Annotated in this window: 24 protein-coding genes and 2 pseudogenes; 16 read left to right on the forward strand and 10 right to left on the reverse strand. The window is 70.3% G+C overall.

The window, feature by feature from the left end; translation table 11 throughout:
• Positions 1 to 2 precede the first annotated feature (2 nt).
• Positions 3 to 2,147: an acetate--CoA ligase family protein gene (locus tag OHA17_RS06905; RefSeq protein WP_406504987.1), complete on the forward strand. Its 2,145-nt coding sequence runs from the start codon at positions 3 to 5 to the stop codon at positions 2,145 to 2,147.
• Between the two features lie 69 nt (positions 2,148 to 2,216).
• Positions 2,217 to 3,623 carry an OFA family MFS transporter gene (locus OHA17_RS06910; protein ID WP_406504989.1) on the forward strand — a complete coding sequence of 469 codons (1,407 nt, stop codon included), beginning with the start codon at positions 2,217 to 2,219 and terminating at the stop codon, positions 3,621 to 3,623.
• 142 nt (positions 3,624 to 3,765) lie between these two features.
• On the opposite strand, the gene OHA17_RS06915 is transcribed toward OHA17_RS06910, so the two are convergent.
• Complete coding sequence (locus OHA17_RS06915) at positions 3,766 to 4,734, reverse strand: alpha/beta fold hydrolase (RefSeq protein ID WP_406504990.1); 969 nt, start codon at positions 4,732 to 4,734, stop codon at positions 3,766 to 3,768.
• 486 nt (positions 4,735 to 5,220) lie between these two features.
• Between OHA17_RS06915 and OHA17_RS06920 the strand changes: the two genes are divergently transcribed.
• Positions 5,221 to 5,841 (forward strand): carbonic anhydrase, encoded by a 621-nt coding sequence (locus OHA17_RS06920; protein ID WP_406504992.1) that lies wholly within the window; start codon positions 5,221 to 5,223, stop codon positions 5,839 to 5,841.
• A gap of 35 nt (positions 5,842 to 5,876) precedes the next feature.
• Positions 5,877 to 7,400 carry a SulP family inorganic anion transporter gene (locus tag OHA17_RS06925; protein WP_406504994.1) on the forward strand — a complete coding sequence of 508 codons (1,524 nt, stop codon included), beginning with the start codon at positions 5,877 to 5,879 and terminating at the stop codon, positions 7,398 to 7,400.
• A gap of 66 nt (positions 7,401 to 7,466) precedes the next feature.
• Here the strand turns inward: OHA17_RS06925 and OHA17_RS06930 are convergent, their stop codons facing one another.
• Positions 7,467 to 8,147, reverse strand: a complete 681-nt coding sequence (locus OHA17_RS06930; protein WP_406504996.1) for a GntR family transcriptional regulator — start codon at positions 8,145 to 8,147, stop codon at positions 7,467 to 7,469.
• A 347-nt stretch (positions 8,148 to 8,494) separates the two neighbouring features.
• Here OHA17_RS06930 and OHA17_RS06935 point away from each other — a divergent pair, with 347 nt between their 5' ends.
• The gene (locus OHA17_RS06935) at positions 8,495 to 9,175 is read left to right on the forward strand and encodes a VC0807 family protein (protein ID WP_406504998.1); all 681 of its coding nucleotides are present in this window, start codon (positions 8,495 to 8,497) and stop codon (positions 9,173 to 9,175) included.
• 332 nt (positions 9,176 to 9,507) lie between these two features.
• Positions 9,508 to 9,858: a hypothetical protein gene (locus OHA17_RS06940; RefSeq protein ID WP_406505000.1), complete on the forward strand. Its 351-nt coding sequence runs from the start codon at positions 9,508 to 9,510 to the stop codon at positions 9,856 to 9,858.
• Here the strand turns inward: OHA17_RS06940 and OHA17_RS06945 are convergent.
• Positions 9,780 to 10,199, reverse strand: coding sequence for a hypothetical protein (locus OHA17_RS06945; RefSeq protein WP_406505002.1), 420 nt, complete (start codon positions 10,197 to 10,199; stop codon positions 9,780 to 9,782). The genes OHA17_RS06940 and OHA17_RS06945 overlap by 79 nt on opposite strands.
• The gene (locus OHA17_RS06950) at positions 10,148 to 10,519 is read right to left on the reverse strand and encodes a hypothetical protein (protein ID WP_406505004.1); all 372 of its coding nucleotides are present in this window, start codon (positions 10,517 to 10,519) and stop codon (positions 10,148 to 10,150) included. Before OHA17_RS06950 ends, OHA17_RS06945 begins: the two co-directional genes overlap by 52 nt.
• Positions 10,520 to 10,745: 226 nt before the next feature.
• Between OHA17_RS06950 and OHA17_RS06955 the strand changes: the two genes are divergently transcribed.
• Complete coding sequence (locus tag OHA17_RS06955; protein WP_406505006.1) at positions 10,746 to 11,672, forward strand: DUF6891 domain-containing protein; 927 nt, start codon at positions 10,746 to 10,748, stop codon at positions 11,670 to 11,672.
• 103 nt (positions 11,673 to 11,775) lie between these two features.
• Here OHA17_RS06955 and OHA17_RS06960 read toward each other — a convergent pair whose 3' ends face one another.
• Positions 11,776 to 12,714 carry a beta-ketoacyl-ACP synthase III gene (locus tag OHA17_RS06960; RefSeq protein ID WP_053731132.1) on the reverse strand — a complete coding sequence of 313 codons (939 nt, stop codon included), beginning with the start codon at positions 12,712 to 12,714 and terminating at the stop codon, positions 11,776 to 11,778.
• A 386-nt stretch (positions 12,715 to 13,100) separates the two neighbouring features.
• Between OHA17_RS06960 and OHA17_RS06965 the strand changes: the two are divergent.
• The 8 genes and pseudogenes from OHA17_RS06965 to OHA17_RS07000 form a co-directional block, all read left to right on the forward strand.
• Positions 13,101 to 14,105, forward strand: a pseudogene (locus OHA17_RS06965) (2-dehydropantoate 2-reductase); the annotation flags it as partial.
• Positions 14,106 to 14,235: 130 nt separating this feature from the next.
• Positions 14,236 to 14,649: pseudogene (locus OHA17_RS06970) on the forward strand (Fe-S-binding domain-containing protein); the annotation flags it as partial.
• A gap of 43 nt (positions 14,650 to 14,692) precedes the next feature.
• Complete coding sequence (fdhD, locus tag OHA17_RS06975) at positions 14,693 to 15,532, forward strand: formate dehydrogenase accessory sulfurtransferase FdhD (RefSeq protein ID WP_406505008.1); 840 nt, start codon at positions 14,693 to 14,695, stop codon at positions 15,530 to 15,532.
• A 197-nt stretch (positions 15,533 to 15,729) separates the two neighbouring features.
• The gene (locus OHA17_RS06980; RefSeq protein WP_406505010.1) at positions 15,730 to 16,596 is read left to right on the forward strand and encodes a polysaccharide deacetylase family protein; all 867 of its coding nucleotides are present in this window, start codon (positions 15,730 to 15,732) and stop codon (positions 16,594 to 16,596) included.
• A 156-nt stretch (positions 16,597 to 16,752) separates the two neighbouring features.
• A complete protein-coding gene (coaD, locus tag OHA17_RS06985) occupies positions 16,753 to 17,187 on the forward strand; it encodes a pantetheine-phosphate adenylyltransferase (protein WP_406505012.1) in 435 nt (144 codons plus the stop codon).
• 244 nt (positions 17,188 to 17,431) lie between these two features.
• Positions 17,432 to 19,051 (forward strand): purple acid phosphatase family protein, encoded by a 1,620-nt coding sequence (locus OHA17_RS06990; RefSeq protein ID WP_406505014.1) that lies wholly within the window; start codon positions 17,432 to 17,434, stop codon positions 19,049 to 19,051.
• Between the two features lie 637 nt (positions 19,052 to 19,688).
• Complete coding sequence (locus OHA17_RS06995; protein WP_406505017.1) at positions 19,689 to 21,347, forward strand: globin domain-containing protein; 1,659 nt, start codon at positions 19,689 to 19,691, stop codon at positions 21,345 to 21,347.
• Between the two features lie 4 nt (positions 21,348 to 21,351).
• A complete protein-coding gene (locus OHA17_RS07000; protein ID WP_406505019.1) occupies positions 21,352 to 22,053 on the forward strand; it encodes a pyridoxamine 5'-phosphate oxidase family protein in 702 nt (233 codons plus the stop codon).
• Between the two features lie 49 nt (positions 22,054 to 22,102).
• Here the strand turns inward: OHA17_RS07000 and OHA17_RS07005 are convergent, their stop codons facing one another.
• The 3 genes from OHA17_RS07005 to OHA17_RS07015 form a co-directional block, all read right to left on the reverse strand.
• Positions 22,103 to 22,507, reverse strand: coding sequence for a (2Fe-2S) ferredoxin domain-containing protein (locus tag OHA17_RS07005; protein WP_406505021.1), 405 nt, complete (start codon positions 22,505 to 22,507; stop codon positions 22,103 to 22,105).
• Between the two features lie 4 nt (positions 22,508 to 22,511).
• Positions 22,512 to 23,045 carry an isochorismatase family protein gene (locus OHA17_RS07010; protein ID WP_406505023.1) on the reverse strand — a complete coding sequence of 178 codons (534 nt, stop codon included), beginning with the start codon at positions 23,043 to 23,045 and terminating at the stop codon, positions 22,512 to 22,514.
• Positions 23,046 to 23,137: 92 nt separating this feature from the next.
• Positions 23,138 to 23,545 carry a MarR family winged helix-turn-helix transcriptional regulator gene (locus OHA17_RS07015; RefSeq protein WP_406510652.1) on the reverse strand — a complete coding sequence of 136 codons (408 nt, stop codon included), beginning with the start codon at positions 23,543 to 23,545 and terminating at the stop codon, positions 23,138 to 23,140.
• Positions 23,546 to 23,871: 326 nt separating this feature from the next.
• Here OHA17_RS07015 and OHA17_RS07020 point away from each other — a divergent pair, with 326 nt between their 5' ends.
• The gene (locus OHA17_RS07020) at positions 23,872 to 24,804 is read left to right on the forward strand and encodes a zinc-binding alcohol dehydrogenase family protein (RefSeq protein ID WP_406505025.1); all 933 of its coding nucleotides are present in this window, start codon (positions 23,872 to 23,874) and stop codon (positions 24,802 to 24,804) included.
• 155 nt (positions 24,805 to 24,959) lie between these two features.
• Here OHA17_RS07020 and OHA17_RS07025 read toward each other — a convergent pair whose 3' ends face one another.
• Together OHA17_RS07025 and OHA17_RS07030 are read right to left on the reverse strand one after the other, a co-directional pair.
• Entirely contained in the window at positions 24,960 to 26,174 is a 1,215-nt protein-coding gene (locus OHA17_RS07025) for an FAD-dependent oxidoreductase (protein ID WP_406505027.1), read from the reverse strand.
• Positions 26,171 to 26,635 carry a hypothetical protein gene (locus OHA17_RS07030; RefSeq protein ID WP_406505028.1) on the reverse strand — a complete coding sequence of 155 codons (465 nt, stop codon included), beginning with the start codon at positions 26,633 to 26,635 and terminating at the stop codon, positions 26,171 to 26,173. The genes OHA17_RS07025 and OHA17_RS07030 overlap by 4 nt, the downstream gene beginning before the upstream one ends.
• Between the last annotated feature and the right edge of the window lie 96 nt (positions 26,636 to 26,731).

A 26,731-nucleotide genomic window follows, 5' to 3' on the forward strand; every position in this document is an offset into this window, starting at 1 on the left:
CGATGGTCGGTGTCGAGGCACAGAACCGCGAGGCGGTGCGGGCGCTGCTCGCGGCCGTACGGGCCGAGGGGCGCGCCGCGCTCACCGCGCCCGAGGGCAAGACGATCGCGGACGCGTACGGGATCGCCGTGCCGGGCGAGGCGCTCGCGCGGGACGTCGACGAGGCGGTCGCGCACGCGGCGCGGCTCGGCGGCAGGTCCGTACTGAAGATCGTCTCGCCGGACATCCTGCACAAGACCGACGCGGGCGGGGTCGTGGTCGGCGTGGAGGGCGCGGCCGAGTTGCGGGCCGCCTTCCACCGGATCGTCGAGAACGCCCGCGCCTACGCTCCCGATGCCCGCGTCGACGGCGTGCAGGTGCAGCAGCTCCTGCCGCCGGGGCAGGAGGTGATCGTCGGGGCGGTCACCGACCCCACCTTCGGCAAGGTGGTGGGGTTCGGGCTCGGCGGGGTCCTGGTCGAGGTCCTGAAGGACGTCACGTTCCGGCTCGCTCCGGTCACCGCCGACGAGGCGCTGTCCATGCTCGACTCGATCAAGGCGGCGGAGATCCTGCGCGGGGTGCGCGGCGCGCCGGCCGTGGACCGGTGGGCGCTCGCGGAACAGATCCGCCGGGTGTCCCAACTGGTCAGCGACTTCCCGGAGATCGCGGAGGTCGACCTCAACCCGGTGATCGCCACGCCCGAGGGCGCGGTCGCCGCCGACATCCGGATCCTGCTCGCCACCGAGGTGGCCAAGCCGCGGCGGACGTACACCCGCGAGGAGATCCTGCGCTCGATGCGGCGGCTGATGCAGCCGCGCTCGGTCGCCGTGATCGGCGCGTCCAACGAGCAGGGCAAGATCGGCAATTCGGTCATGCGCAACCTGGTCGACGGAGGCTTCTCCGGGGAGATCCACCCCGTGAACCCCCGGGCCGATGACATCCAGGGCCGCAAGGCGTACAAGAGTGTCACGGACGTTCCAGGTGAGGTGGATGTGGCGGTCTTCGCGATCCCCGCCAAGTTCGTGGCGTCGGCCCTTGAGGAGGTGGGCCGCAAGGGCATTCCGAACGCAGTGCTCATCCCGTCCGGCTTCGCCGAGACCGGCGAGCAGGCCCTCCAGGACGAGCTCGTGGCCATCGCCGAGCGGCACGGAGTGCGGCTGCTCGGGCCCAACATCTATGGCTACTACTCCACTTGGCAGGACCTGTGCGCCACGTTCTGCACCCCGTACGACGTGAAGGGCCCGGTCGCCCTGACCAGTCAGTCCGGCGGGATCGGCATGGCGATCCTCGGCTTCGCGCGCTCCACCAGGACCGGGGTGTCGGCGATCGTCGGGCTCGGCAACAAGTCGGACATCGACGAGGACGACCTGCTGACCTGGTTCGGCGAGGACCCCAACACCCAGTGCGTCGCGATGCACCTGGAGGACCTCAAGGACGGCCGGGCCTTCGTCGAGGCGGCTCGGGCGACCGTGCCGAAGAAGCCGATCGTGGTCCTCAAGGCCGGCCGGACCAGCGCGGGCGCCAGGGCCGCGGGCTCGCACACCGGCGCGCTGGCCGGGGACGACGCGGTGTACGACGACATCCTGCGCCAGGCGGGGGTGATCAGGGCACCCGGCCTCAACGAGATGCTGGAGTACGCGCGGGCCCTGCCCGTGCTGCCCGCGCCGCGGGGCGGCAACGTCGTCGTCATCACCGGCGCGGGCGGATCCGGGGTGCTCCTGTCGGACGCGATCGTCGACAACGGCCTCCAACTCATGGAGATTCCCCCGGACTTGGACGCGGCCTTCAAGGCGTTCATCCCGCCGTTCGGCGCCGCGGGCAATCCGATCGACATCACGGGCGGCGAGCCGCCGGCCACGTACGAGGCCACGATCAGGCTCGGCATGGAGGACCCGCGCATCCACGCGCTCGTCCTCGGCTACTGGCACACGATCGTCACCCCGCCGATGGTCTTCGCCGAGCTTACGGCGCGGATCGTCGAAGAGTTCCGGGCGCGCGGCATCGAGAAGCCCGTGGTGGCCTCGCTGGCCGGTGACACCGAGGTCGAGGAGGCCTGCGCGTACCTCTTCGAGCGCGGCATCGTCGCCTACCCCTACACCACCGAGAAGCCGGTGGCGGTGCTCGGTGCGAAGTACCGCTGGGCAAGGGCCGCGGGGCTGCTCACCTAGGGCCTTGCCGCAACGAAGGGTTTGGACAGGGGGCGCTGGCCAGGTTCTTTCGACGCCAAGGGGACGACCATGAGCGACAGTTCCACACCCGGCGAACCACGGCACGCGCCGGGCGTCGCGTACCGCGAAGTGACGGACAGCAAGGGCCGCGTCTATCGGATCGGCGAGAGCGACCGCTATCTGCTGGGCCACAGCCGCAAGTTGATGGTGTATTTGCCGTGGGTCGCGATGATGGCGATCAGCGTGTCCGAGTACGCCTACGGTTCCGCCGAGGACACCCTCTCCGAGGCCCACGGCTGGACGCAGAGCAACACCTTCTGGATTCTGAGCGTCTGGGTGTTCTTCCAGGCCGGCATCGCCTTCCCCGCGGGCTGGATGCGGGAGAAGGGCATCCTGACCGCACGCCGGGCGATGTACATCGGTTCGGCGCTCTGCCTCGTCGGATTCTTCGCACTGTCCCACCTGCACAACGTGCTCGCCGCGATCTTCGGCGTCGGCGTCGTGGGCGGGGTGGGGTCCGGACTCGTCTACGCGACCTGCATCAACATGGTCGGCAAGTGGTTCCCGGAACGGCGGGGCGCCAAGACGGGTTTCGTCAACGGCGGCTTCGCCTACGGCTCGCTGCCCTTCATCTTCATCTTCAACTACGCCTTCGACACCGCCAATTACCACGAGGTCCTCGACCTCATCGGCGTCTACGTGCTGATCGTGGTCGGGGTCTGCGCCTGGTTCTTCAAGGACCCGCCGAAGAACTGGTGGCCCGCCGAGATCGACCCGCTGAACTTCTCCGGCAACGCCAAGAGCGCGGCGAGCCTCGCGAAGAACCCTCCAGCGGTCAAGCAGTACACCCCGAAGGAGGCCATCAGGACGGGCATGCTGCCGCTGATGTGGATCACCATCGTGATGACGGCGGGGGTCTCCATCTTTGGCATCTCCTTCCAGGTGGACTACGCGAAGGAGGTCGGCTTCGGCCCGCTGGTCGCCGCCTCCTCCATGGGCGTCATGGCGGTCATCAACGGCATCGGCCGGGCGGTCGTGGGCTGGCTGTCCGACCTGTGGGGCCGCAAGGTGACCCTGGTGTTCGTGATCGTGGTCCTGGGTCTCGCGCAGTTCGGCGTGATCTGGGCGGGCCATATCCACAGCCAGTGGCTGTTCCTGTTCTTCGCCTTCCTGTCGGGCTTCGGCGGCGGCGCCTTCTACCCGCTGTTCGCGGCACTGACTCCGGACTACTTCGGCGAGAACTACAACGCCTCCAACTACGGCCTGGTCTACAGCGGCAAGCTGGTGAGCGGCCTGTTCGGCGGCGGGCTCGGCTCGATGGTCGTCGACGCGTGGGGCTACGACGGCGCCTATGCCCTGGCGGGCGGCATCTCGATGGTGGCGGGCTGCACAGCCCTGCTGCTGCACCAGCCCGGCCGGACCAGGGTGCGGGACATCTCAGCCAACCCCCAGCCCATCAGCCGGGAGGTGGTGTAGGCCCCCATGTGCGCGCGGCCGCCCCGGAGCTGAGCCGGTCCGGGCGGCCCTGTGCGTCAGGGCGGCAGGCACGGTGAACGGCCGGGCCGCCGAAGGGCTCCGCGCGGCCGGTGCGACGGCCGCACCGAGCAGTAGCGGTCCATCAGCCCCGCAGCTCTGTCAGGAACTTGACCAGCGCGGCATTCACTTCCTCGGGCCGCTCCTGCTGAGTCCAGTGGCCGCAGCCCGGCAGCATGATCGGTTCGCGGCGCAGGCTGGGCATCAACTCCGGGAGTTTCGCGATGAGTTCGGGCGTCCCCGGGAATGCCGGGACCAGGTCACGGTCGCCGTACACGTACAGTGCGGGCGGACTGACGACCGCGCCGTGCCAGGCGGCGGTGAGCTCCCAGTTGCGGTCCAGGTTGCGGTACCAGTTCAGGGCGCCGGTGAAGCCCTTGGCGTAGCTCTCGGTGAGCTCGTCCAGGTCCTCCTCGGTGAGCCAGTCCGGCAGCACCTCGGGCTCGGTCATGTCCGCGAGCCAGCCCCGGCCCGGATCGGCCACCAGCGCCTGATCGGGGCGGCCCGCATCGGGGGCGTCACCGGAGGCGGAGTAGAACAGCTTGCGCAGGGCGCTTCGGGTGTCCTTCGCGAACTCGGCGTCGGCCACCCCGGGTCGATTGAAGTAGTTCCAGTAGAACCGACCGCCGAACCGCTCCTGCATGGCCGCCAGCGGCGGACGCTCCCCGCGGAACGGCGGCGGCACGCTCAGCCCCGCCACCCCCCGCACGACGTCGGGCCGAAGCAGCGCGGTGTGCCAGGCCACCGGTGCGCCCCAGTCGTGCCCGACGACGAACGCCTCCTCCTCGCCCAGTGCGTGGATCAACCCGACCACGTCCCCGACGAGATGGAGGATGCTGTACGCGTCCACGTCCTCCGGGTGATCACTGCGGCCGTATCCGCGCTGGTCGGGGGCGACTACCCGGAACCCGGCGGCGGCCAGCGGTCCGAACTGGTGGCGCCAGGAGTGCCAGGACTCGGGGAAGCCGTGCAGCAGCAGGACGAGCGGGCCCTCGCCCTGCTCCGCGATGTGCAGCCGGATGCCGTTCACGTCGATCATGCGATGCTCAACCATGGGCCGAGCATACGCCTGCGCGTTGCACGTAATTGCTGAGGCTCTTTCACGTTTAACAAGCCTCAACTTCAAACAATCGGAAGGTAAAGCACAATCGCCGATCAAATGAAGGGCAAGGATTGCCAATGGCGCCGCGCACGGAGTCGACAAGGGAGTCTCTCGTGGCGCATCGGCGATGCAAGTCCCCTTCTCTAGAGGCGTGTTGTGCGCCCCGCAGTGCCACCGTACGCCCCACTTCCCCGGCCACGAAATTGATCAAATGTCCCATTCCTGGGGGATTTTGCAACTATTTCGTCTGCCATAAACAGGCAAAGCGCTGGTAAGGTCTTGGTTGCGGCAGCGAATCCGACTGTGCCGCAGTGGTGTGGCGTATCGCCCCGAGGACGTGGCCCTGAAGAATCGCCGCCGCACCCCTTCACCGCTCTTGACCGACCCGACCACACCGCGCCCCGGCTGAAGCCGCGCAGGCGCAGGAGGCAGGCCATCATGAAGTCACTGATCGACAAGACGCGTTCCTTCTCGGCCACGCACGTGGCCGACCCCCGGCATGCGGAACTGTTCCAGGCCTTCGAGGCCGGGCAGGCCCCGGAAGTCCTGTTCATCACCTGCTCGGACTCGCGCGTCGTGCCAACCCTGATCACCGGGGCGCGCCCGGGTGAGCTCTTCGAACTGCGTACCGCCGGCAACATCGTCCCTGCCTACCCCGGCCGCGGCCGCCCCACGGGTGAGGCGGCCACCGTCGAGTACGCCGTTCGCGTCCTCGGCGTCCGCGACGTCATCGTCTGCGGGCACTCCCACTGCGGCGCGATCGGCGCTGTGGTCCGCGGCGAGGACCTGTCCGCCGTTCCCGCCGTCCGCGGCTGGCTGGAAGAAGCCGTGCCGCCGCACGCCCCCGCCCGCTCGCTGGCGACGGCCTCCGCCGACATCGCGGAAGCCGTACAAGCCCACGCCCTCGCACAGTTGGAGACGCTGCGCGGCTACCCGTGCGTCCAAGAGCGCATCGACGCGGGCACGCTCTCCCTGCACGCCTGGTACTACGAAGTGCATACCGGCGCGGTCAGAGCGCAACAGGCGCAAGACGACGGACTGTCGTTCAAAGCCCTGTGAACCGGCCGGGTACGAATTCGGGGGGACCCTCACTCATGCTGTGCGCTTTCAAGAATCCTGCTGTCCTGCGCCAGGACGCGCTCGCCTCGCTCGTGGTGTTCCTGGTGGCCCTGCCCTTGTGTGTGGGCGTGGCCGTGGCGTCGGGCGTGCCGGCCGAACTCGGCCTGATCACCGGCATCGTCGGCGGGCTCGTCGTCGGCTTCCTGCCAGGGAGCGCGCTACAGGTCAGCGGCCCGGCGGCGGGCCTGACCGTCCTTGTCCTCGAAGCCGTCCGGGAGTTCGGACTGAGCATGCTCGGCGCCATCGTGCTGGCGGCCGGAGTGCTCCAGATCGGCCTGGGCCTGCTGCGGTTCGGCCGCTGGTTCCGGGCGATCTCCGTCTCGGTCGTACAGGGCATGCTGGCCGGCATCGGACTCGTGCTCATCTTCGGGCAGCTGTACACCATGGCCGGCGTCCACCAGCCGCGCTCGGGCCTGGAGAAGATCCTCGGCATCCCGGGACTGGTCGGTGACATCGCCACCAGCCGCTCCGCACTGACCGCCTTCGCGGTAGGCCTCGGCACCATCATCGTGCTCGTGGGGTGGAAGAAGCTGCCCGCCAAGGTGCAGCTGATCCCTGCGCCGCTGGCCGCGGTGGCCCTCGCCACCGCCGGCACGGCGATCGGTGGCCTGGACGTCGCCAACGTGAAGGTGAAGGGGCTCTTCGAGGCCGTCCAGCCGCCCGGTCCGAGCGACCTCGGCTCGTTGGGCAACATCGCGGTGCTCGGTACGGTCCTCGCTTTCGCCCTCATCGCCTCGGCGGAATCGCTGTTCAGCGCGGCGGCGGTGGACCGCATGCACGACGGCCCGCGTACGCACTACGACAAGGAGCTGGTCGCCCAGGGCGTGGGCAACACGGTGTGCGGCGTGCTCGGGGCCCTGCCGATGACCGCGGTCATCGTCCGCAGCTCCGCCAACCTCCAGGCAGGTGCGACGACGAAGGTCTCCCGCATCCTGCACGGCTTGTGGTTGCTGCTGTTCACCGTGCTGCTGCCCACGGTGATCGGGATCATCCCCCTCGCGGCACTCGCGGGCGTACTGGTGCACGCGGGCTGCAAGCTGATCCCCGTCAAGGAAGTACTCCCGCTGTGGCGCGAACACCGCGGCGAGCTCGCCATCCTCACGATCACGGCCGTCGCCATCGTGACGACGAGCATGTTCGAAGGCGTGGTCCTGGGCCTGGTGCTGGCCGTGGCGAAGTCGGCGTGGGAGACCTCCCACGTCCACCTCGACACCCGCGAACTCACCGGTGGCAGGCTGGTGGTGGCCCTCACCGGCAACGCCACCTTCCTCCGGCTTCCCCGCATCCTGCAGACCCTGGAGGCACTGCCGAAGAACCAGCCCATCGAACTCGACCTGACGGCCGTGCGGCACCTGGATCACGCCTGCCGCGCCGCCCTGCAGAACTGGGCCGCCCGCCACCACACCACCGGCACCGAACCCGTACGGATCAGAGTGCAGGCCACGGAGAACGACGCCACCATCGCGTCGGCGGGAGCGGCGGGCCGATCCGTGGCGTAGCCGAGCGCGTTCCGCACCCGCCGGGCAGAACGGGCTCGGACAGCGCGGCCCGGGCTGTCGGCGGGGTCAGCCCCGATCGGTCCGCTCGTGGTAGGTCGTGCGCGTGTGCTCGGTGTGGGCGCGCATGACCTCGGTCGCCCGCTGCTCGTCGCGCGCCGAGATCGCGGCGATCAGATCCCGGTGCTCGATCCAGGACTGCTTGCCGCGCTGGCGGGCGACCGGCGTGTAGTACCAGCGCACCCGCCGGTCGACCTGGCCCGCGAGCTCGGCGAGCACCAGGTTCCCCGCCAGCTCCATGACCTTGGCATGGAACGCGGCGTTGGTCGCCACCGCCAGGTCCACGTCGTCGTCCGCGACGGCCCGCTCGCCCTCGGCGCACAGCTCCTCCAGGGCGGCGATCCCGGCCGACCCGGAGTTGGCCGCGGCGAGCCGGGCCGCCTCGGCCTCCAGGAGCGTACGCACCGAGAGCAGCTGGTCGGCCTCCTCCTCGGTGGGCTCGTGGACGAACGCGCCCTGCGCGGGCCGCAGGTCGACCCAGCCCTCGGTGTTGAGCCGCTGGAGCGCCTCGCGCACCGGCTGCCGGGACACCCCGAGGTGCCCCGCGAGTTCGCTCTCGACCAGGTGCTGGCCGGGGCGCAGGGCCCGGGTGGTGATCAGTTCGAGGAGGGCCTCGTACACGCGCTCACGCAGCGGCCCGGGCCGCTCCAGCTTGGGCACGGTTCCCTGCGGCAGTCCTGCGGACAACATGGGTTCCCCCTCCTGCACCACGAGCGTCGAGCCGGTCATGGAAATTGGCTATCGTCTACAGTCTACCGAGCACAATCCCCCTGTACGTTCCTCGTACGTTCGTCGTCCGAATTCGGTTCCGCAGGTACGGGGATCTGGCCTGGATCTGCCGCGAGGGCCAAGGCGCGGGACCGCTTTCGGGCCGCACTTTTGCGCCTGGGGCGCTGACCCCGCCGTACCGCGGGCCCCTGTCGCACCGCACCGACTGACAAATGTCCCGGCGTTCTCGGGACAGCGATCTCTGCCGCCCAAGTGCCCTGCCCCGGCAGGCTGTTCCCGTCGTCGAGAACTGGACCGGGGAGACCGTGATGAGCAGCAGCCGCAACCCGTTGGTGGACAGCCTGACGCCGTTGGCCGTGGAGGCGGGCGTGCCGCTGGCCTCGTACTACGCGCTCAAGGCCGCAGGGGTGAGCACCTTCGCCGCGCTGGCGCTCAGCAGTGTGCTCCCGGCGGTGCGGACGGTGTGGAGCGCGTTGAAGGGCCGCAACCTCAACCGCCTCGCCGCGCTGGTCCTGGCGGTGAACGTAGGAGGTCTGGCGCTCTCGGCGGTCAGCGGCGATCCCCGGCTGATGCTGGCCAAGGACGGTGCGGTCAGCAGCGTGGTCGGGATCGGCATCCTGCTCTCGGCGGCGGCCGGCCGCCCGCTGATGACGTCCGCGCTCAAGCCCTGGATCACCAAGAACTCGCCGGACAAGGCCGCCGCCTGGGACCGCCTGATGGCCGGGAACGCACAATTCCGCCGCCGCGAAACGCTGTTCTCCGTGGTGTGGGGCGGGGCACTGCTGACGGAGTGCGTGGCTCGTGTGGTGGGGGCATACACCATTCCGGTGGACACGATGGTGGGGCTCGGCACGGTCATCCTGGTCGTCGTCATCGGGGCAGCGGTCGTGATCTCCGGGGCGTTGGCGGTCGGCCCGATGGAGAAGCTGGTGGAGGGGGAGGCTGCGGCTCAAGGGGCCTCCTCCGCAACGGCTTCTGCGAGCTGCTGAGGCCACGAGCCGGAGGCGGTCACTCCACCGGGTGGGCCTCTCTCCAGGCGGCATCGAACGGTTCCACTCGTCGCCCGACAAGGCGGTCAGCGACGCCGGGAACAGGCCGTCCTCCTCACGGCTGATGTGGTGGTGAAGCTCCTGGACCATGAAGGCAACCAACTCCTGGGCCCGCGTCGGCTCGCCCGCGGCAAGCGCCCGATCGGTGCGGCCCTCCCAAGGAGGACGCCGACCGGACCGGAAGGACGTATCCGGCCCGGCAGTTGGGCAGTTGACCTGTGGGGCTTCTCTGCCGGGTGGAACTCGGACGGTCCGCTGATCGTCCTACACACATGCCTTCCACGCTTGTTCTCGGTATCGACCCGCACACAGTCCCCGGCATGGACGGCGACGCCATGCGCGCGGTCCTCGACAAGGAGCTGGCCCGCTTCGGCGAGCACGGCATCGACGCGTCCATGGCCCTGATAGCGCTGGACGAGACGGCCGAGTCCACGGTGATCGGCGCGCTCAACGCGCACGCGTGGGACGTCGTCGTCATCGGGGGCGGCATCCGCAAGCCCGAGGCTCTGCTCGTCTTCTTCGAGCTGGTCGTGAACCTGGTCCGTCAGCACGCGCCGGCCGCCGCGATCGCGTTCAACACCAGCGGGGGCGACAGCGTTGAGGCGGCCAAGCGCTGGGTCTGAGGGCGAGCCCGCGTCAGGGGCGGGCAGTCGGCGCCGATCACGAGCCATCCCGCGGCCCCCATGTCGGCGGCTCCCCGGTAGGCGCAGCAGCCCGCCTCGGTCACCGCGACCGGCTTTCCGTGGGTCAGGTGCTGCCGGATCTCGGCACGATAGTGGGCCGCGTTCCGTCGGCTGCGATAGGCGTCCACCCCGACGATGTCGAAGGGTGTCCAGTCGATGTGCTCGATGGGAATGGACGCATATGAGATCCGCCCGCCGAACCGCGGCCGGACGGCCTCGACCACGTCCCTCAGGAACGCGTTGACCTTGTCGGGGATCTCCCTGAGCGCGGCTTCCCGCACCGGCGGCGCAGCGTGTGCATGCGGTCGTTGAAGGTGCCCCCGGGAAGGTAGCCGCGGGCGAACACACTGATCTCACACCCCGTCACCAGGACGACCTCGGCGCCGGCCCGGCGCAGCGCCTCGGCCCGGTCGGCGCAGTCGACGAAGTAGGGCAGCATCTCCTCGTTCGTCAGCTCGCACGGAAACGGCGAGAACCACACCTCCAACCCGGCCGCGGCGGCGTGCGCGGCCGCCGTGCTCAGCCGCTCGGGGTCGCCACCGGTGACGCGTACCGCGTTGCAGCCCAGGTCCCGGGCGATGACGCCCATGTCACGCGCCACGGCGGAGGAATCAAATGTCTTGCGGGTGCTGTCCCCGCTCGGAAACGTCCCCGTGTCGTACTGCACACCCTTGCCGCGTATCGCTGAACCTCCGCGGTTCCATGGCCCGGCCGGTGCCGGGGCCGACGGCTCGACTCTGGCTCCTCCAGCGGCTGGAGGGTCAAGGGCAACCGCCACAAGGCAGGCGCCCCACGGGTTGTCAGTGCCGCGTGCGACAGTGAACGACATGCTTGCGATCACGGTGGAGACGGAGAACGGACAGCGGCGCCCCAGGGCCACCGCTGATCAACTGGTTTGCCTTGTCCGGCGGATCGGGGGCGAGGGCGACCGGTTCCTGGTGGTCCAGCGGATTCCCGACCTGCCCGGCGTGTTCATCCAGGTGTGGCACGAGGCGGGCGGCGGCTACACGTTGCAGTACCGCGACGGCGCGCACGATCGGCACTTCGAGACCACGCTCGACGAACCCGAGCCGGTGATCGCGGCCATGACCGGGTGGGCGCGGGAGGGAGAGGGGGAGGACTGGCATGCCGGGCTCGACTGGGAGCGGCTGGACTTCGCACCCCCGGCGCCGGTGCCCCCGCTGGAGCTCGACGCCGAGGACCGCGGGCTGCTTGAGGCACGGGTCCGTGAGGTGATCGTGGCCGGCTACGCGACGCGGGGTGAGCTGGCGGAGCTGGCCGAGGACTATCTCGTGACGGGCGGCTCCCGGCCCGTATCGCCGGAGCAGGCAAGGGAGTTGACGGACCGCATGTGGCTGGAGCGCGTGGCGGAACAGGCGGCCTGGGCGGACGAGGAGACGGACCCCGAGCGGATCACCCGGGCCTTCGCCGTCCTGGAGAAGGCCGGACTCACGGCCCGGGAGCACTTCACCTGTTGCCGCTCCTGCGGCCAGTCGGAGATAGGCGGCGCGGGCGCGCCGGACGCCCGCGGCTTCGTCTACTTCCACTCCCAGTCCACCGACGCGGCCGCAGGCGGGCACGGGCTGACGCTGCACTACGGCGGGTTCGACGGCTCGTCCGAGACCACCGCGTCCGTGGGCCGGGAGGCCGTCGCCGCGCTGGAGCGGTGCGGCCTGGCGGTGGAGTGGGACGGCGACCCCGGTCAGGCCATCGACGTCACTCCGCTGGACTGGCGCAAACGCCTCGTCGGCTGAGGCGAGTTGGCGAGGCCCTTCCGTGTGACCCGGGCTCGCGCGAGGAGTGCCCGTCGGCCCGCGTACCTGCGGAGCCGGTGTCCGAACGGGTCGCCCGGGCCCGTCACGGGCAGCGTACGACCTGTCCCGCGTACGAGAGGTTTCCGCCGAAGCCGAAGAGCAGGACCGGGTCGCCGGTGCTGATCTCGCCGCGCTCGACGAGCTTGGACAGAGCCATCGGGATGCTGGCCGCCGAGGTGTTCCCGGATTCGACGACATCGCGGGCGATGACGGCGTTGACGGCACCGATCTTGCGCGCGACGGGTTCGATGATGCGCAGATTGGCCTGGTGCAGCACGACCGCGGCCAGGTCCTCGGGGGTGAGTCCGGCGCGCTCGCACACCTCGCGGGCGATCGGCGGCAGCTGGGTGGTGGCCCAGCGGTAGACGGACTGGCCCTCCTGCGCGAACACCGACGGGGTGCCCTCGATGCGTACCGCATGCCCCATCTCGGGCACCGAACCCCACAGCACCGGGCCGATCAGCGCCTCTTCGCTCGCCTCGACGACCGCGGCGCCGGCTCCGTCGCCGACCAGGACGCAGGTGCTGCGGTCGGTCCAGTCGGTCACCGCCGTCATCTTGTCCGCGCCGATGACCAGCGCGCGCTTGGCGGTACCGGTGCGCACCAGGCTGTCGGCGGTGGCGAGCGCGTGTGTGAACCCGGCGCACACCACGTTGAGGTCCAGCACCGCGGGCGAGCCCATGCCGAGCCGGGCGGCGACCCGGGCGGCCGTGTTCGGCGAGCGGTCGACGGCCGTGGAGGTGGCGACCAGGACCAGGTCGATGTCGGCGGGGCTCAGCCCGGCGCCGGCCAGCGCCTTGGCTCCGGCGTGCGCGGCCAGCTCGTCCACGGGCTCGTCCGGGCCCGCGACATGACGGGTGCGGATGCCGACCCGGCTGCTGATCCATTCGTCGCTGGTGTCGACCAGCTCGGCGAGGTCGTCATTGGTGAGCACCTTGGCGGGCTGGTAGTGCCCGACGGCGACAACGCGCGAGCCTCGCATGCCGGTCATGACGGATCTCCTCGGTACGAGCGTGGACGGCTGATCGGTACGAGCATGGACTGCTGACATCCGGAGCCATCCAGTCTTCGTGGCTACTGATGGGTACAGGGGCGCGAGATCCCACAGGATTCACTGCCGCACCTTTGGAGCCTTGTGTCAGCGTTTCGCCCGAGCAGAGCCCGAGCCGAGTGCGTCAGGCGTCTTGACCCCTCGGAAAGGCATACTGTAGACAATATTTTGTCGACCAAACCGGATCCGGGTCCGGGTACCAGGCCTCCGCACCGACCCCAGCCGCACCCGGCCGCACCTCTGCCAGGAGAGCCACCCCCGGAAACCACGCCGGCGCGGCCTCCACCTCACCGACGGCCCCTCCACCGACCCGGTCCCTCCACCGAACGGAGAGTCCCGTGAAAGTCGCAGTAGTCGGCGCCGGAGCCATCGGCGCATATGTCGGGGCCGCGCTCCACCGCGCGGGCGCCGAGGTCCACCTCATCGCCCGCGGGCCGCACCTGGCGGCCATGCGCCGCGACGGGGTGCGCGTCATCAGTCCGCGCGGCGACTTCACCGCCCGGCCCGCCGCCGCCGACGACCCGGGCGAGGTCGGCCCGGTCGACTACGTACTGCTCGGCCTGAAAGCCAACTCCTATGCGGAGTCAGGTCCGTTGGTGAACCCGCTGCTGCACGAGAACACCGCCGTCGTCGCCGCCCAGAACGGCATCCCCTGGTGGTACTTCCACGGGCTGCCCGGGCCGCACACCGGCCGCCGGATCGAGAGCGTCGACCCGGGCGGCGCCGTGAGCGCGACCCTGCCGCCCTCCCGCGCCATCGGCTGCGTGGTGTACGCGGCCACCGAGATCGAATCGCCGGGCGTCGTACGGCACTTGGAGGGCACCCGGTTCTCCATCGGCGAGCCCGACCTCACCATCTCGCGGCGCTGTCTCGACTTCAGCGAGGCCATGCAGGCCGGCGGCCTCAAGTGCCCCGTCGAGCCGGACCTGCGCAACGACATCTGGATCAAGCTCCTCGGCAACATCTCCTTCAACCCGATCAGCGCGCTGGCCCGCGCGACCATGGCGCAGATCTGCCGCCACCGGGACACCCGCTCGCTCGTCGAGTCGATGATGCGCGAGACCCTCGCCGTCGCCGGAGCCGTCGGCTGCCATCCGAAGATCTCCTTGGAGCGGCGCATCGCGGGCGCCGAACGCGTCGGCGAGCACAAGACGTCCACCCTCCAGGACCTGGAGAAGGGCAAGCCCCTCGAACTCGACGTGCTGCTCACGGCCGTCGTCGAACTCGCCGCGCTCACCGCGACCCCGGTCCCGACCCTGCGCTCCGTGCACGCGCTCGCCGACCTCCTCGCCCAGACGTCCGGCACCCGGAGCGCCGCATGAAGAAGAACAGGCAGCCCAAGCAGTACCCGCGGCTCACCCACCCGCTGGTCCGCGACACCAACGGGCAGCTGTGGAAGGGGAGTTGGGAGGAGGCGTTGGAGCGGGCCGTGGCCGGATTCCGGCGCACCCGGGACGCGTACGGGCCCCCAAGAATGCCTGCCGGGTGTGTGTCGTGGAAGTCGAGGGCGGCCGCACCTTGGCGCCCGCGTGCTCGCGGCGGGCGCCAGGATATGTCGGTGCACACCGACACTGAGCGCGCCCGCAGCAGCCGCAAGGTGGTGCTCGAACTGCTCGCCTCGTCCGTCGACCTCTCCACGACCCCGCGCGCCGAGGAGTGGATCAGGGAGTGCGGGGCCGGAGACAACCAGGGTGTGCGCGTACTGCGGCGTCGGCTGCAACCTCACCCTCCACGTGCAGGACAATGAGATCGTCAAGGTCACCTCGCCGCACGACAACCCGGTGACCCACGGCAACCTGTGCATCACACGGCAACCTGTACATCAAGGGACGCTTCGGCTTCCGGCACGTACAGACACGAGACTGACCAGACTGACGATATCGACCAGAGCGATCGAGGGACTGAGGACATGGGACGGGTCACCGAGCGCCGCCGCGTCATCCGCATCCGGGACGGGGTGGTCTCGGCCCGCCCGGACACCCTGGTCGCCGAGGAGCCCTTGGAGATCCGGCTCAACGGCAAACCCCTCGCGATCACAATGCGCACACCGGGCGACGACTTCGCGCTCGCGGCCGGGTTCCTGGTCAGCGAGGGGGTGCTCGGCGCCGCGTCCGAGCTGCAGTCGATCGTGTACTGCGCGGGCGCGACGGCGGACGGGCACAACACCTACAACGTGGTCGACGTGAAGCTGGCGCCGGGCGTCGTGGTGCCCGACATCACCCTCGAACGCAACGTGTACACGACGTCGTCGTGCGGCCTGTGCGGCAAGGCCAGCCTGGACGCCGTCCGTACGCAGGCCCGCTTCCCGATCGCCGACACTCCCCCGGTCCGCGTCGAGCCCGAACTGCTCGCGAGCCTCCCCGACCGGCTGCGCGCGTCGCAGCGGGTCTTCGAGCGGACCGGGGGTCTGCACGCGGCGGCGCTGTTCTCACCCGAGGGCGAACTGCTCGACATACGTGAGGACGTGGGCCGTCACAACGCGGTCGACAAGCTGGTCGGCCGCGCCCTCCGGGACGACCGGCTTCCGCTGTCGCGCTGCATCCTGCTGGTGTCGGGCCGAGCCTCCTTCGAGCTCGCCCAGAAGGCGGTCATGGCGGGCATCCCGGTGCTCGCCGCGGTCTCCGCACCGTCCTCGCTCGCCGTCGACCTGGCCGCCGAGTCCGGACTCACCCTGGTGGGCTTCCTGCGCGGCAGCTCCATGAACGTGTACACGGGGGACGAGCGCATCGCCCTGCGCTCGGGCGTCTGAGAGCCTGTGTCTAAACCCCGCCCGGGCCCGCCGCGACCGAGCGGCCCGGCCGGCGGGGAGCGCCCCCTGCGCCGGCCGGGCCTTGTGCCACCTGCGCCGATCCACCGCGAAGAGGCCCGCCACCGCCCCATCGGACACCCCGCTTAGGCTGATCAAGTGCGGCGAGCAGCGCTGCCTCGATCGGAGAAAGCGGCGCGATGAACGTGAGTCGGCGTACGGTCCTTGTGGTGGCGACGGGTGGACTCCTCACCGGCTGCTCAGGACCGGCGAAGCCCGCCCCGGCCGCCCCCGCTCCCACTCCCCCGCCCTCCTCGCCGGCAACGGGTTCACCTGCGCCCTCCGCACCACCGGCCGGGCCGACCAGGGCCGAGATCGTCGCCCGGTACGGCAGACACACACCCACCAGCTGGGGGCTGACCGTGCCGGGAGCGCTCTCCCGGCTGCCGGCCGGCGGGAAGACGGCCGCGCTGACCTTCGACGCATGCGGCGGCAAAGGCGGCAACGCGTACGACAGCGCGCTCATCGAGTTCCTGCGCGGGCGCTCAGTCCCCGCAACGCTGTTCATCAACTCCCGCTGGATCGACGAGAACCCGTCGGTCTTCAAGGAGCTCGCCGCCGACCCGCTCTTCGAGATAGCCAACCACGGCACCCGCCACCTCCCGCTCTCCGTCTCCGGACGCTCCGCCTACCGGATACCCGGCACGCGGAACGCGGGCGAGGTCTTCGACGAGGTCTCGGGCAACCGCGCCAAGCTCACCGGCCTGCTCGGCCACCCGCCGCGCTTCTTCCGCTCCGGTACGGCCTACTGCGACGACGTGGCCGCCAGGATCGTCACCGACCTCGGGGAGCGGTTCGCGAGCTTCGACATCAACAGTGACGGCGGGGCGACGTTCACGCCCGCACAGGTACATCAGGCCATGCAAGGCGTACGCCCGGGCTCGGTCGTCATAGGGCACATGAACCATCCGCACGGCGGCACCGCACGCGGAATCAGCGGCGCCGTCCCTCAACTCCTCGACAAGGGCTACGAGTTCGTGCGCCTGTCGGACGCCGTCAAGGCCTGAGAACGTGTCCCACGGGGCCGTGATCTACGTGTGACGCTACGGTTGTCCCGTCCCGCCAGACGTTCTCCCCTCACACTTGATCTTGATGGTTCGGCTGCCCCGGCACCTCATTGGCACCTCACTGCCGAGGGCAGCCGCTTGTTACTCTTCCCGATCATGCGAGCCCTCTTCCCAGGATCCTTCGACCCGGTCACTCAAGGGCACCAGGACATACTCCGGCGCGCTGCCCTCCTGTTCGACGAGGTCGTCGTGTGCGTGATGTTCAACTCGAACAAGACCGGCCGCTTCCCCATCGCGGAACGGCTGGACCGGCTCCGTGCGGCAGCAACCGACTTGAGCAACGTCACGGTCGACTCCCACACCGGCGGCCTGCTGGTCGACTACTGCCGCCGAGCCGGAATCGACGTCGTCGTCCGCGGCGTCCGCGGTGTTCCCGACCTGGACTACGAAATGCCGATGGCCCGCATGAATCGCGAACTGGCCGGAGTCGAAACGTTCTTCATCGCTGCGGACCCCGCCCTGGCCCACATCTCGTCCACCCTCGTCACCGCGATGGGCCAACAGGACCGTGTACCCCGATTGGTGACTTGAGCGGCGGACTGCACACAGGGCGCCGTATGAGTAGACGCGCGCATCGCGTCATCAGTACCGCACGTTCCCTGGGTCCGACCGGCCGGGCAGCGGATATGCCAGGTTCGCGCCTGTCCAACGAGCTGCCCACATAGCCCTACCGGCGACCCACGCACCACCACACCGGCACCAACTCACGCCGCACGAGATGAGCCACCAGCTTAAGGTGCACTCGGTCAACCTCCTTCCAGCAAAAGGGTGTTACATGCCGATCGCGCGCAGATCAGTACTGACCGGTTCGACGGCGGCCGCGGCCGCCACCGCTCTCGGCGCCGCGGGGCGCGCCGAAGCCGCCGGTCAGTCGGAGCCCGCACCGCTCCCCTTGCTCCAGCGCACTCCGGGCCGCATCGGCGCGCCCGGCGTGGCCGGACTGCACCTCCAGTTCGGCGCGGACCCCGCCACCGAGATGACCGTGTCCTGGATCAGCCCCCAGTCCGTGCGCCGCCCGCACGTGCGCCTCGGCTCCCCCGACGGCGGCACCGGCCGGGTGGTCGATGCCGAGACCCGCACGTACCGCGACGGGCTCTCCCACGAAGAGGTGTACGTCCACCACGCCCGCCTCACCCGGCTGCGGCCGGACACCACCTACCTGTATGCGGCCGGGCACGACGGCGCCGCACCGGAGACCGGTTCGTTCACGACGGCGCCGCGCGGGCGCACCGCATTCACGTTCACCAGCTTCGGCGACCAGGGCGCACCCAATCTGCGCCGGGCCGTCAAGTGGCCGACGGGCGGGTCCCCTTCGCCCTCGGGACGCTTCCCGCTCTACACCAGCAGCCAGGCCGGCACCGCGGCCTCCGCCGACATCGTGGCCGCGGTCGAACGGGTCGAGCCACTGTTCAACCTGGTCAACGGCGACCTGTGCTACGCCTCCGCGGCCGGTGTCTTCGGCCAGAACCGGGTGGCGACGTGGGCGGACTGGTTCATCGGCAACAGCCGCTCGACGCGGCTGCGTCCGTGGATGCCCTGCGTCGGCAACGGCGAGAACGAGCAGGGCAACGGCCCCCTGGGGGTGACCGGCTACCAGACCTACTTCACGCTGCCCGGCTCGACGGCCTCCGCCGAGCCGGAGACCGAGGGCCTGTGGTACGGCTTCACGGTCGGCGCGGTCCGGTTCCTCAGCCTGGCCAACGACGACGTGGCGATCCAGGACTCCGGCGACACGTATGTACGGGGGTACTCGGGCGGGGCTCAACGACGTTGGCTGGAACGGGAGTTGAGGACGGCACGCGCGGATGCCGGCATCGACTGGATCGTCGTCTTCATGCACCACCCGATGATTTCCAGCAGCCGCAGCGGAAGCGGCAGTGACCTCGGGATCCGGGAGGCGTGGGGCCCGCTCTTCGACGCCTACGGGGTCGACCTGGTACTCAGCGGCCACGAGCACTACTACGAACGCTCGCTGCCCGTGCGCGGCACCCTGCCCAACGAGGCCCGCACCCCGGTCCCGGTCTCCACGAGCACCGATGTGGCGAACACCGCCAAGGGCACCGTCCACATGATCATCGGGAACGGCGGCAACTTCGCGACCACCCAGGACGACCTGTTCGAGGAGCCCAAGGGGCGCGTCGTGGTCGATCTGAGCAAGGAGACCGAGGGCCGCCACCGCAAGCCGGTCTTCATCACCGAGGACGCTCCCTGGCGCGCCGTCCAGGACCGCGTCCACACCCACGGTCTCGCCGCCTTCGATGTCGACCCGGGAGACACCCGCACCGGCCGTACCCGTATGCGGGTCACGTACTACACCTTCGACGGCCCCTACGGAGACCTGACCCCTGTGGACACCTTCACCCTGGAACGTCCCCGCGGCGACGTCCGACGCTGAGTCCCCGCGGGACGTCCGACGCCGAGGGAACGAGGGGTCCGGGCCGCGGCCGGGAGACGCGGGGCGGGGCGGGCGGGCGGCCGTCGTCCGCCCCGCGTATCGCCACGCGGCATCGACCGGGACCCGTCCACCGCGCTCCAGGAATGTAGGGAAATCCCTGGCCGCCTGGGCGAATTGCCCCGAGTCCCAGGGATTTGCCCGCGCACTGGTTTGTATTCCCGTCCCGCCATGGGGCCGAATATGGGACATGTGCGACCCGGTTCGATTTCTGCATGCCTGAGTGGAGTGTCCGCGCACCAGGGGTTGCGGTTTCAACCGCTGCCGGTATGGTCTAGTCCGACTCAGAGGAATGACCAACTCCGCAGTCCGGAAAGAAAGGTGGGGAAGCCCACGAATCGTGCGGCAGGGTGCCGCGAAGCCGGGTTTTCCGGCCGTGTGCCGACACCGTGAGCCATGTCGGCCGGCCCGGGACGAGAGCCCGACACCCATCACCTGACGTAGCATTTGTCCACTTTGGGAGATTTTACTGGCGCGGCGAAGGCTGTTCCAGAATTCAAAGGCAGCTCAAGGCTTTCCGAATTCCTTCCGCATCACGGAATGCGAAGACGACCGAAAGACGTGCGAGGCGAGGCAGATCATGGACGCTCCCACGACGACGGGCGACAACGGCTCTTCCGGCGGCAGCAATGGCGAGCGGGGCTGGTTCACTCCGCCGAACAAGTCCTCTGCCAGTCCCAGCGGGTTGCGGCAGGATGAACGCGATGGTGATGCGGGCAGTACTGCTCCTGTCGATACGCAGAACGGCAAACCCCGCAGCGTGCCAAATCCCGTTCGCCCGGTCGGGAACGCGGCCGAGCGAATACGCAGACCGGCGCCGCCCGAGCCGGCTTCCCCTTCCCGCCGCGAAGACGGCCCGGGGTACGGAGGGAACCACGCTCCCGCGCGGGATGCGGCGACGGCCGACGAAGCCGGGACCCCGCCCAACGAGGCCGAGCCCACGGACGCGAGCTCAGACCCCGCCTCCGGCAGCTGGCCCGCGGCGGCGCTTCACCACACACCTTCACCGGCCGCGTCGGACTCACCGGAGCCCGACCCGGAAGCCGACCCCGAAGCCGACGCCCAAGCCAGGCCCGAAGCCGACGCCGCCCCAAGGGCGGCCTCCCCCACCGCCGTCCTCATCCGGCGCACCATGGCGGAGATCGAGCCGGTGGCCGACAAGGTCACGTCGTACTTCTACGCGCTGCTCTTCGTCCGGCACCCCGATCTGCGCGCCCTCTTCCCCGCCGCCATGGACACCCAGCGCGACCGCCTCTTCAAGGCCCTGCTGACGGCGGCCGAGCACGTCGACGACGCGGACACCCTCGGCGACTACCTGTCCCACCTCGGCCGCGGCCACCGCAAGTACGGCACCCGGCCCGAGCACTATCCGGCCGTCGGAGAGTGCCTGCTTGGCGCGCTCGCCCGCTACGCACCCGACACCTGGAACGCGGACGCCGAAGCGGCCTGGATTCAGGCCTACACCGCCATCTCGCAGATCATGATCGATGCGGCCGCCGCGGACGAGGCCCTCTCCCCCGCCTGGTGGCACGCCGAGGTCGTCTCCCACGAGCTGCGCACCCCCGACATCGCGGTCGTGACCGTACGCCCCGACCAGCCCTACCCCTTCCTCGCCGGGCAGTACACGACCCTGGAGACCCCCTGGTGGCCCCGGGTGTGGCGGCACTACTCCTTCGCGTCGGCCCCCCGCTCCGACGGCCTGCTCTCCTTCCACGTCAAGGCGGTTCCGGCCGGCTGGGTCTCCGGAGCCCTCGTGCACCGCGCCCGCCCCGGCGATGTCATCCGCCTCGGCCCTCCGGCCGGTTCCATGACCGTGGACCACACCACTGACAACGGCTTGCTGTGCCTGGGCGGCGGCACCGGCATCGCCCCGATCAGGGCGCTGGTCGAGGACGTCGCCGAGCACGGCCGCCGGCGCCTCGTGGACGTCTTCTACGGGGCCCGCAGCGGAAGCGACCTGTACGACATCGACCCGCTGCTGACCCTGGCGCGGAAGCACCCCTGGCTGTCCGTGCGTCCGGTCGTCGCGACCGGCCCGGCGGGCGGCGAGGCGAACAGCATCAGCGGTCAACTGCCCGACGCGGTAAGGCAGTACGGGCCGTGGCGGGCGTACGACGCGTATCTGTCGGGACCGGCGGCAATGGTTCGCAGCGGGGTGGACGCACTGGTGGGAGCCGGCATGCCGTCGAACCGCATACGGCACGACTTCATCGAAGAGCTGGTCATGGCGGGAGACTGAGGACTTGGCGACAGAGATCGAACACGGCAGGCACGCGGAGCGCGGAGGGGTGCGGTCCGGCAGCGACGGCGAGCACCTGATGCAGCGTCACCTGGGCACCATCGAGCGGGCCGACCGCTTCTACGACGAGCAGGTCATCGACCAACTCAACCCGCGCATGCGGGAGTTCATCGCCCGCCAGGAGATGTTCTTCCTGGCCAGCGCCGACCGCCGGGGCGAGTGCGACTCCACCTTCCGGGCCGGCCCGCCCGGCTTCGTCCGGGTCCTTGACGACCGCACCCTGATCTACCCCGAATACCGGGGCAACGGCGTCATGGCCTCCATGGGCAACATCGCGGAGAACCCCCAAGTGGGCATCCTGATGGTCGACTTCACCCGGGACCGCATCGGCCTGCACGTCAACGGCCGGGCCCGCATCCTCCTGGACGAGGAAGTCCGCGCACACCATCCAGAAATCCCCCCGGACCCGGCCCCCGGCCGCCGCGCCCGCCTATGGGTGGAGGTATCGGTCCAGGAGGCCTACATCCACTGCGCCAAGCACATCCCACACCTGCAGAAGGTCCCCCCACAGCAACGCGCGGCCCGCGACTGGGGCACGGACGACTACCGCCGCAAGGGCGGAGACTTCTTCGGCGCGGCAGAACAGCGGCGCTCGTCCGAGAGTGCGCGGCGGGCGGACACCGTCCCCACCTCGGAGGGGTACTGAATCGGACTCACGCGTGGCAGTCAGGGAGCAGGGGTGGTTCGGCGCCGCCTCAGCGGGCCCGCTTCCGGGCCTCGGACGGGGGCGAGATCATTTGGAGGGCCAGGGTGGCCGGGGGGTCGGCGAGGCCGGGGCCGCCCTGTTCCGCCCAGGTCAGGATGTCGTCGGTGGCGTCGTCGTCGAGGATCCAGCCGAGCCAGGTCGCGCGGGCGCCGCGCTGGCGGGCCCGGGCCGAGGGCTGGACCACGATCACGTTGGCCTGGCCGCAGGGGCCGAGGCAGTCGGTGGTGCGGACGGCGAGCCGGCCGCCGGACTCGGCAGCCGCCGTACGCAGCCGTTCCAGCTGGCGGGCGTGGTCGGTGCCGGGATTCTTACCGGCGTCGCCGCAGCAGCACCCTCGGCACACGACGAGCGTGCAGGGGCGTGAACCGGCCGCGGATATCGAGAACTTGGGCATGTGATCAGCCGAACCCGATGGCGGAGGCGGTGACGACCGTTCCGAGGCGGGGGAAGTTCAGGGCCACCGCGGCCCGGTGTTCGTCCTCGGTCAGCGCGGCCATCGCGTCCTCCGCGAACAGCAGCTCATAGCCGAGGTCGGCGGCGGCGCGGGCCGTCGACTCGACGCCGAGGTTGGTGGCGATGCCGCCGAACACGAGGGTGCCGATGCCGCGTTCCGCGAGCAGTTCGTGCAGGCCCGTCCGGTGGAAGCCGCCGATGGTCCGCTTCACCACGATGAGGTCGTCCTCGGCCGCGAGGCCCGCGACGAGCTCGCTGCCGGGCGGCTGGGCGGGCACCCCGGGGCGTTCGACCCGTACGAGCACGACGGTCGCGCCCGCCGCGCGGAAGGTGTCTGCCAACTCCCTTGCCACGGCTACCACTTGCTCACCGGAACGCGGGGCGAGCGGCAGCGCCGTGATGCGGTCCATCAGATCGACGAGGACGAGCGCGGTGCGCGCGGGGTCGAGGGTGGCGGGCTCGCCTTCGAGTGCGGTCATGGCGGCACCGTACCGGCCCTGATGATCTAGACCGTACGCCGGGGACCTCTTCAGGCCACGGGCAGGCCGGGAGCGGGCCCGAAGCGGGTCCGTCACGCCTCGTGCAAGCGCGTCAGGAGCGCCATGAGGCGGCGCGCTTCGGCCGGGGCGAGGGGGGCGAGGAGCTGTGCATTGGCCGTTTCGGCCACGGCCGCGCAGCGTTCGAGGAGGTCCCGGCCGGCCGGGGTGACCGTGACCGCGTTCTTGCGGCGGTCCCGGGGGTCGGGTTCACGGACGGTGAGGCCGTCGGCCTGGAGGTCGTTGAGGATGCCGACCAGGTCCTTGGGGTCGATGGCCAGCCTGCGGCCGAGGTCGGCCTGGGCGATCGGGCCGAGTTCGGACACCGCGGCCAGCACCGCGTGGTGCAGCATCTTCACGCCCTGTTCCGCGAGCGCCTCGGCAACCAGGCCCCGGCCACGCGCCGCGACCCGGCCGATCAGCCAGCTCGGCAGCGACTGGATGTGCTGGAGCGGGGGGAGGGCCGCCTCGGATCCCTCCGCGGCGGGTACGGGAAGCGCAGCCCCGGCCCCTGCGCCTTCCGGCTCGGCGGCGTCGGGCTCGGCGGCGTCGGGCTCGGCGGCGTCGGGTGACGCAAGCGCGGCCTCCAGCCCGCCGTCGTCGGGAGCGCCATCTGCCGACGCCTGGCCGAGAGCGCTCTCAGGCGCCCGAGTCCTACGAGTCATGCGGGCCATGTGCACACCCTAACCCAAAACATTGGGCTTCCCAACGATTCATTTTGCGTCTACCGTTGGGACTCCCAACGAATTCTCGACCCCGGGAGGGTGCCATGCGTCGCGTTCGGTATGAGATCAACGGCGGTCCCGAAGTCCTGTTCGTCGAGGACGTCGCCGCACCGGAGCCCGGGCCGGGCGAGCTGCTGGTCGACGTCGAGGCGATCGGGGTGACCCTGCCGGCCGTCCGCAAGGTCCGCGAGGGCAGCGAGCCGGTTCCGCTGGGCGGCGAGGTCGCCGGCACGGTGGCCGCACTCGGCGAGGGCGTCACCGGATTCGCGATCGGCGACCGAGTGACCGGGCTCTGCTTCTCCTACGGCTATGCCGAACAGGCCGTCCTCCACACGGTGATGGCCTCACACATACCCGCTCACGCCACCTTCGTGGACGCCATCGCCCTGGTCCGCAGCGGCCTGGTGGCGCGCGGCGCCTACGAGTCGGCGCGCCCCGAGCCCGGCGAGGCGGTCCTGGTCACGGCCGCCGCGAGCGCGATCGGCACGATGGCCCTGCAGCTCGCCAGGGCGGGCGGTGCGAAGCGAGTCGTAGCCGCCGTCGGCTCGCCCGAAAAGGCGGACTTCGTAAGGGAGTTGGGGGCGAATGAGGTCGTCCTGTACGGGGACGAGTCCTGGGGCGATCCGGTCGACGTGGTGATCGACGCGGTCGGCGGCGAGCTGCTCACCCCAGCAGTGAGAGCGCTCTCACCCGGTGGGCGCCTCGTCGCGTTCAGTTCGGGCGGCGGCACCATCGAGGCGTACGACCTGCTCGTGGGCGGCAAGTCGGTCATCGGCTTCCAGATGGCCGTCATCGCCCGCAACAAGCCCGCGCTGTACGCCCGTTGGCTCGACGAACTGTGGGAGCTGCACGCCGCGGGGAAGCTGCGAACCTCCGTCGCGGCCGAGCTGCCACTCGCCGACGCGGCCCAGGCCCACGAGCTGATCGAGTCCCGCCGCAACCTCGGGAAGGTGGTGCTGGTCACGAGGCGGGCCTGACACCGAATGGGCCGCCGGGCGAGAGCGCTCTCACGCCTGAAGCGGGCATCCGACAACTGACCGGCCCGAACCGCGAGAGCGCTCTCACGGCTGGCGCGCGCATCCGACAACTGACCAGCCCGAACGGTGGTTGACCCGGCGAACGGCACCCCCCCTCACCGGCCGGGGTCGACAGCCCGCTCGTTCCAGTCGATCCGGTACGAGTACTGCCAGGCCATCCGCTTCTCCGGCTTCAGGAGTTTCATCATCGGCGGCATCAGCAGATCCCGTACGACCCGACCGACCGGTCCCGCCGCCTTGTCGTTGTTGATGCGGGCCGTCTCCGCGATGATCCGCTCGACGCGCGGCCGGCGCAGCTTCTCGTACGCCGCGAAAGCCTGCCGGTAGGGCAAGTCCCTTGCACAGCGCGCGAGTTGGACCGCGCTCTCGGCGGCGAGCGAGGCGCCCTGGCCGGAGCTGGGCGAGGCGGCGTGCGCGGCGTCACCGATCAGCACCATCCGGCCCCGGCTCCAGTGCGGCACCTTCAGCATGGCTTCGACCGGTCCGGTGAGGGCGAGCTCCGCGGGATCGGTGCGGGCCAGCAGCTCCTTGGCGGGCGTGCGGTCCTCGGCCACGAGAGCGCTCAGCTCGGTCAGCCACTTCTGGGCACCGAGCTCTGCCGCACGGGCCGCGGAGACCGGCTCCGGGCTCGGCAGATTGACGAACCAGCCGCCCGAGGAGTCGTCGAAGACCTGGTAGCCGAAGAACACCCGGCGGCCGTATGTCATGTGCATCCTGCCACCGCTCGACGGGAGCCCGGTGCCCTTCACGCCGGCCCCGATGCCGATCAGGCCCGCGTAAGTGGGCCCGGGTGCGGCCGGGTCGATCAGGGTGCGGGTGGTGGAGCGTATGCCGTCCGCGCCGATCAGGATGTCGGCGGTGGCGCTCGATCCGTCGGCGAAGTGCGCGGTGATCGAGTCGCCGGACTCCTCGGCGCTCACGAGCCGCTTGCCGTGGTGGACGCGCACACCACGCCGGGCGGCCTCGTCGTACAGGGAGGCATATAGCTCGGGGCGCCATACGAACTGGCTGGGTTGTGTGTCGGCGGGGGTGCCGAACTCGGCGAGCCGCCTGCCGTTCCAGCTGTGCACGACGATCGCGTGCACCGGGGCGCCGACGGAGCGGACCACGTCACCGGCGCCGATCGCATCGAGCGCGGCGATGCCGTTGGGGGCGATGCTCATGCCCGCGCCGACACCGTCCGACCTGCTGTCGTACGCCTCGTACACATCGGCGTCGATGCCGGCCCTGCGCAGGGCCATCGCCGCGACCGGTCCCGCGATGCCGCCGCCGATGACCAGGGCGCTGCGAATGCGGGTTCTGGTACTCATGACCGCTGCCCCTTCGCGGCCTCGTGGGCGCGGCGCATCTCCTGGCGGTGGGCGCGGTCGGTCAGCGCGGCCAGGATCGCGATGCCGCCGCGGTTGACCCGGATCTCGCCGGAGTCGACACAACCGACCAGCGTGACACGGCGGTTGGCGCTCGCGCCCTGCGACGTGGCCGGGCCCTGGGCGTCCTTGACCTTGCCCCGGCCGGTCCAGTTCAGGTCCCAGTGCTCGATGACGGCGTCGGCGTCGACAAGCAGCCTGACCGTCGCGCGGCGCAGGTCGAGGCGGATCTCGATCTCCTCGGGCAGGCGGTCGGAGCGCAGGTCCAGAACGACGAGGCCGGACCGGGCGCGGATCTCGAAGCGGCCCGAGGTGGTCCAGTCACCTATGTGCTTCACAGCCATGTGGTCGGCGTGGATGTGTTCGGCGGTTGCGGTGCGCTTGGCGAGCGAGGTGGCGGTCATGGCCGTGGCCTTCTTCCGGTGGGTTCGAGGCTGTCCGACCTCTCTATAGTTGCACTGCAACTAGTATCACGTCAACTAGTTCCGCCGGGAGTATCA

The sequence above is a fragment of the Streptomyces sp. NBC_00212 genome (assembly GCF_045206365.1).
Lineage (GTDB): Bacteria > Actinomycetota > Actinomycetes > Streptomycetales > Streptomycetaceae > Streptomyces.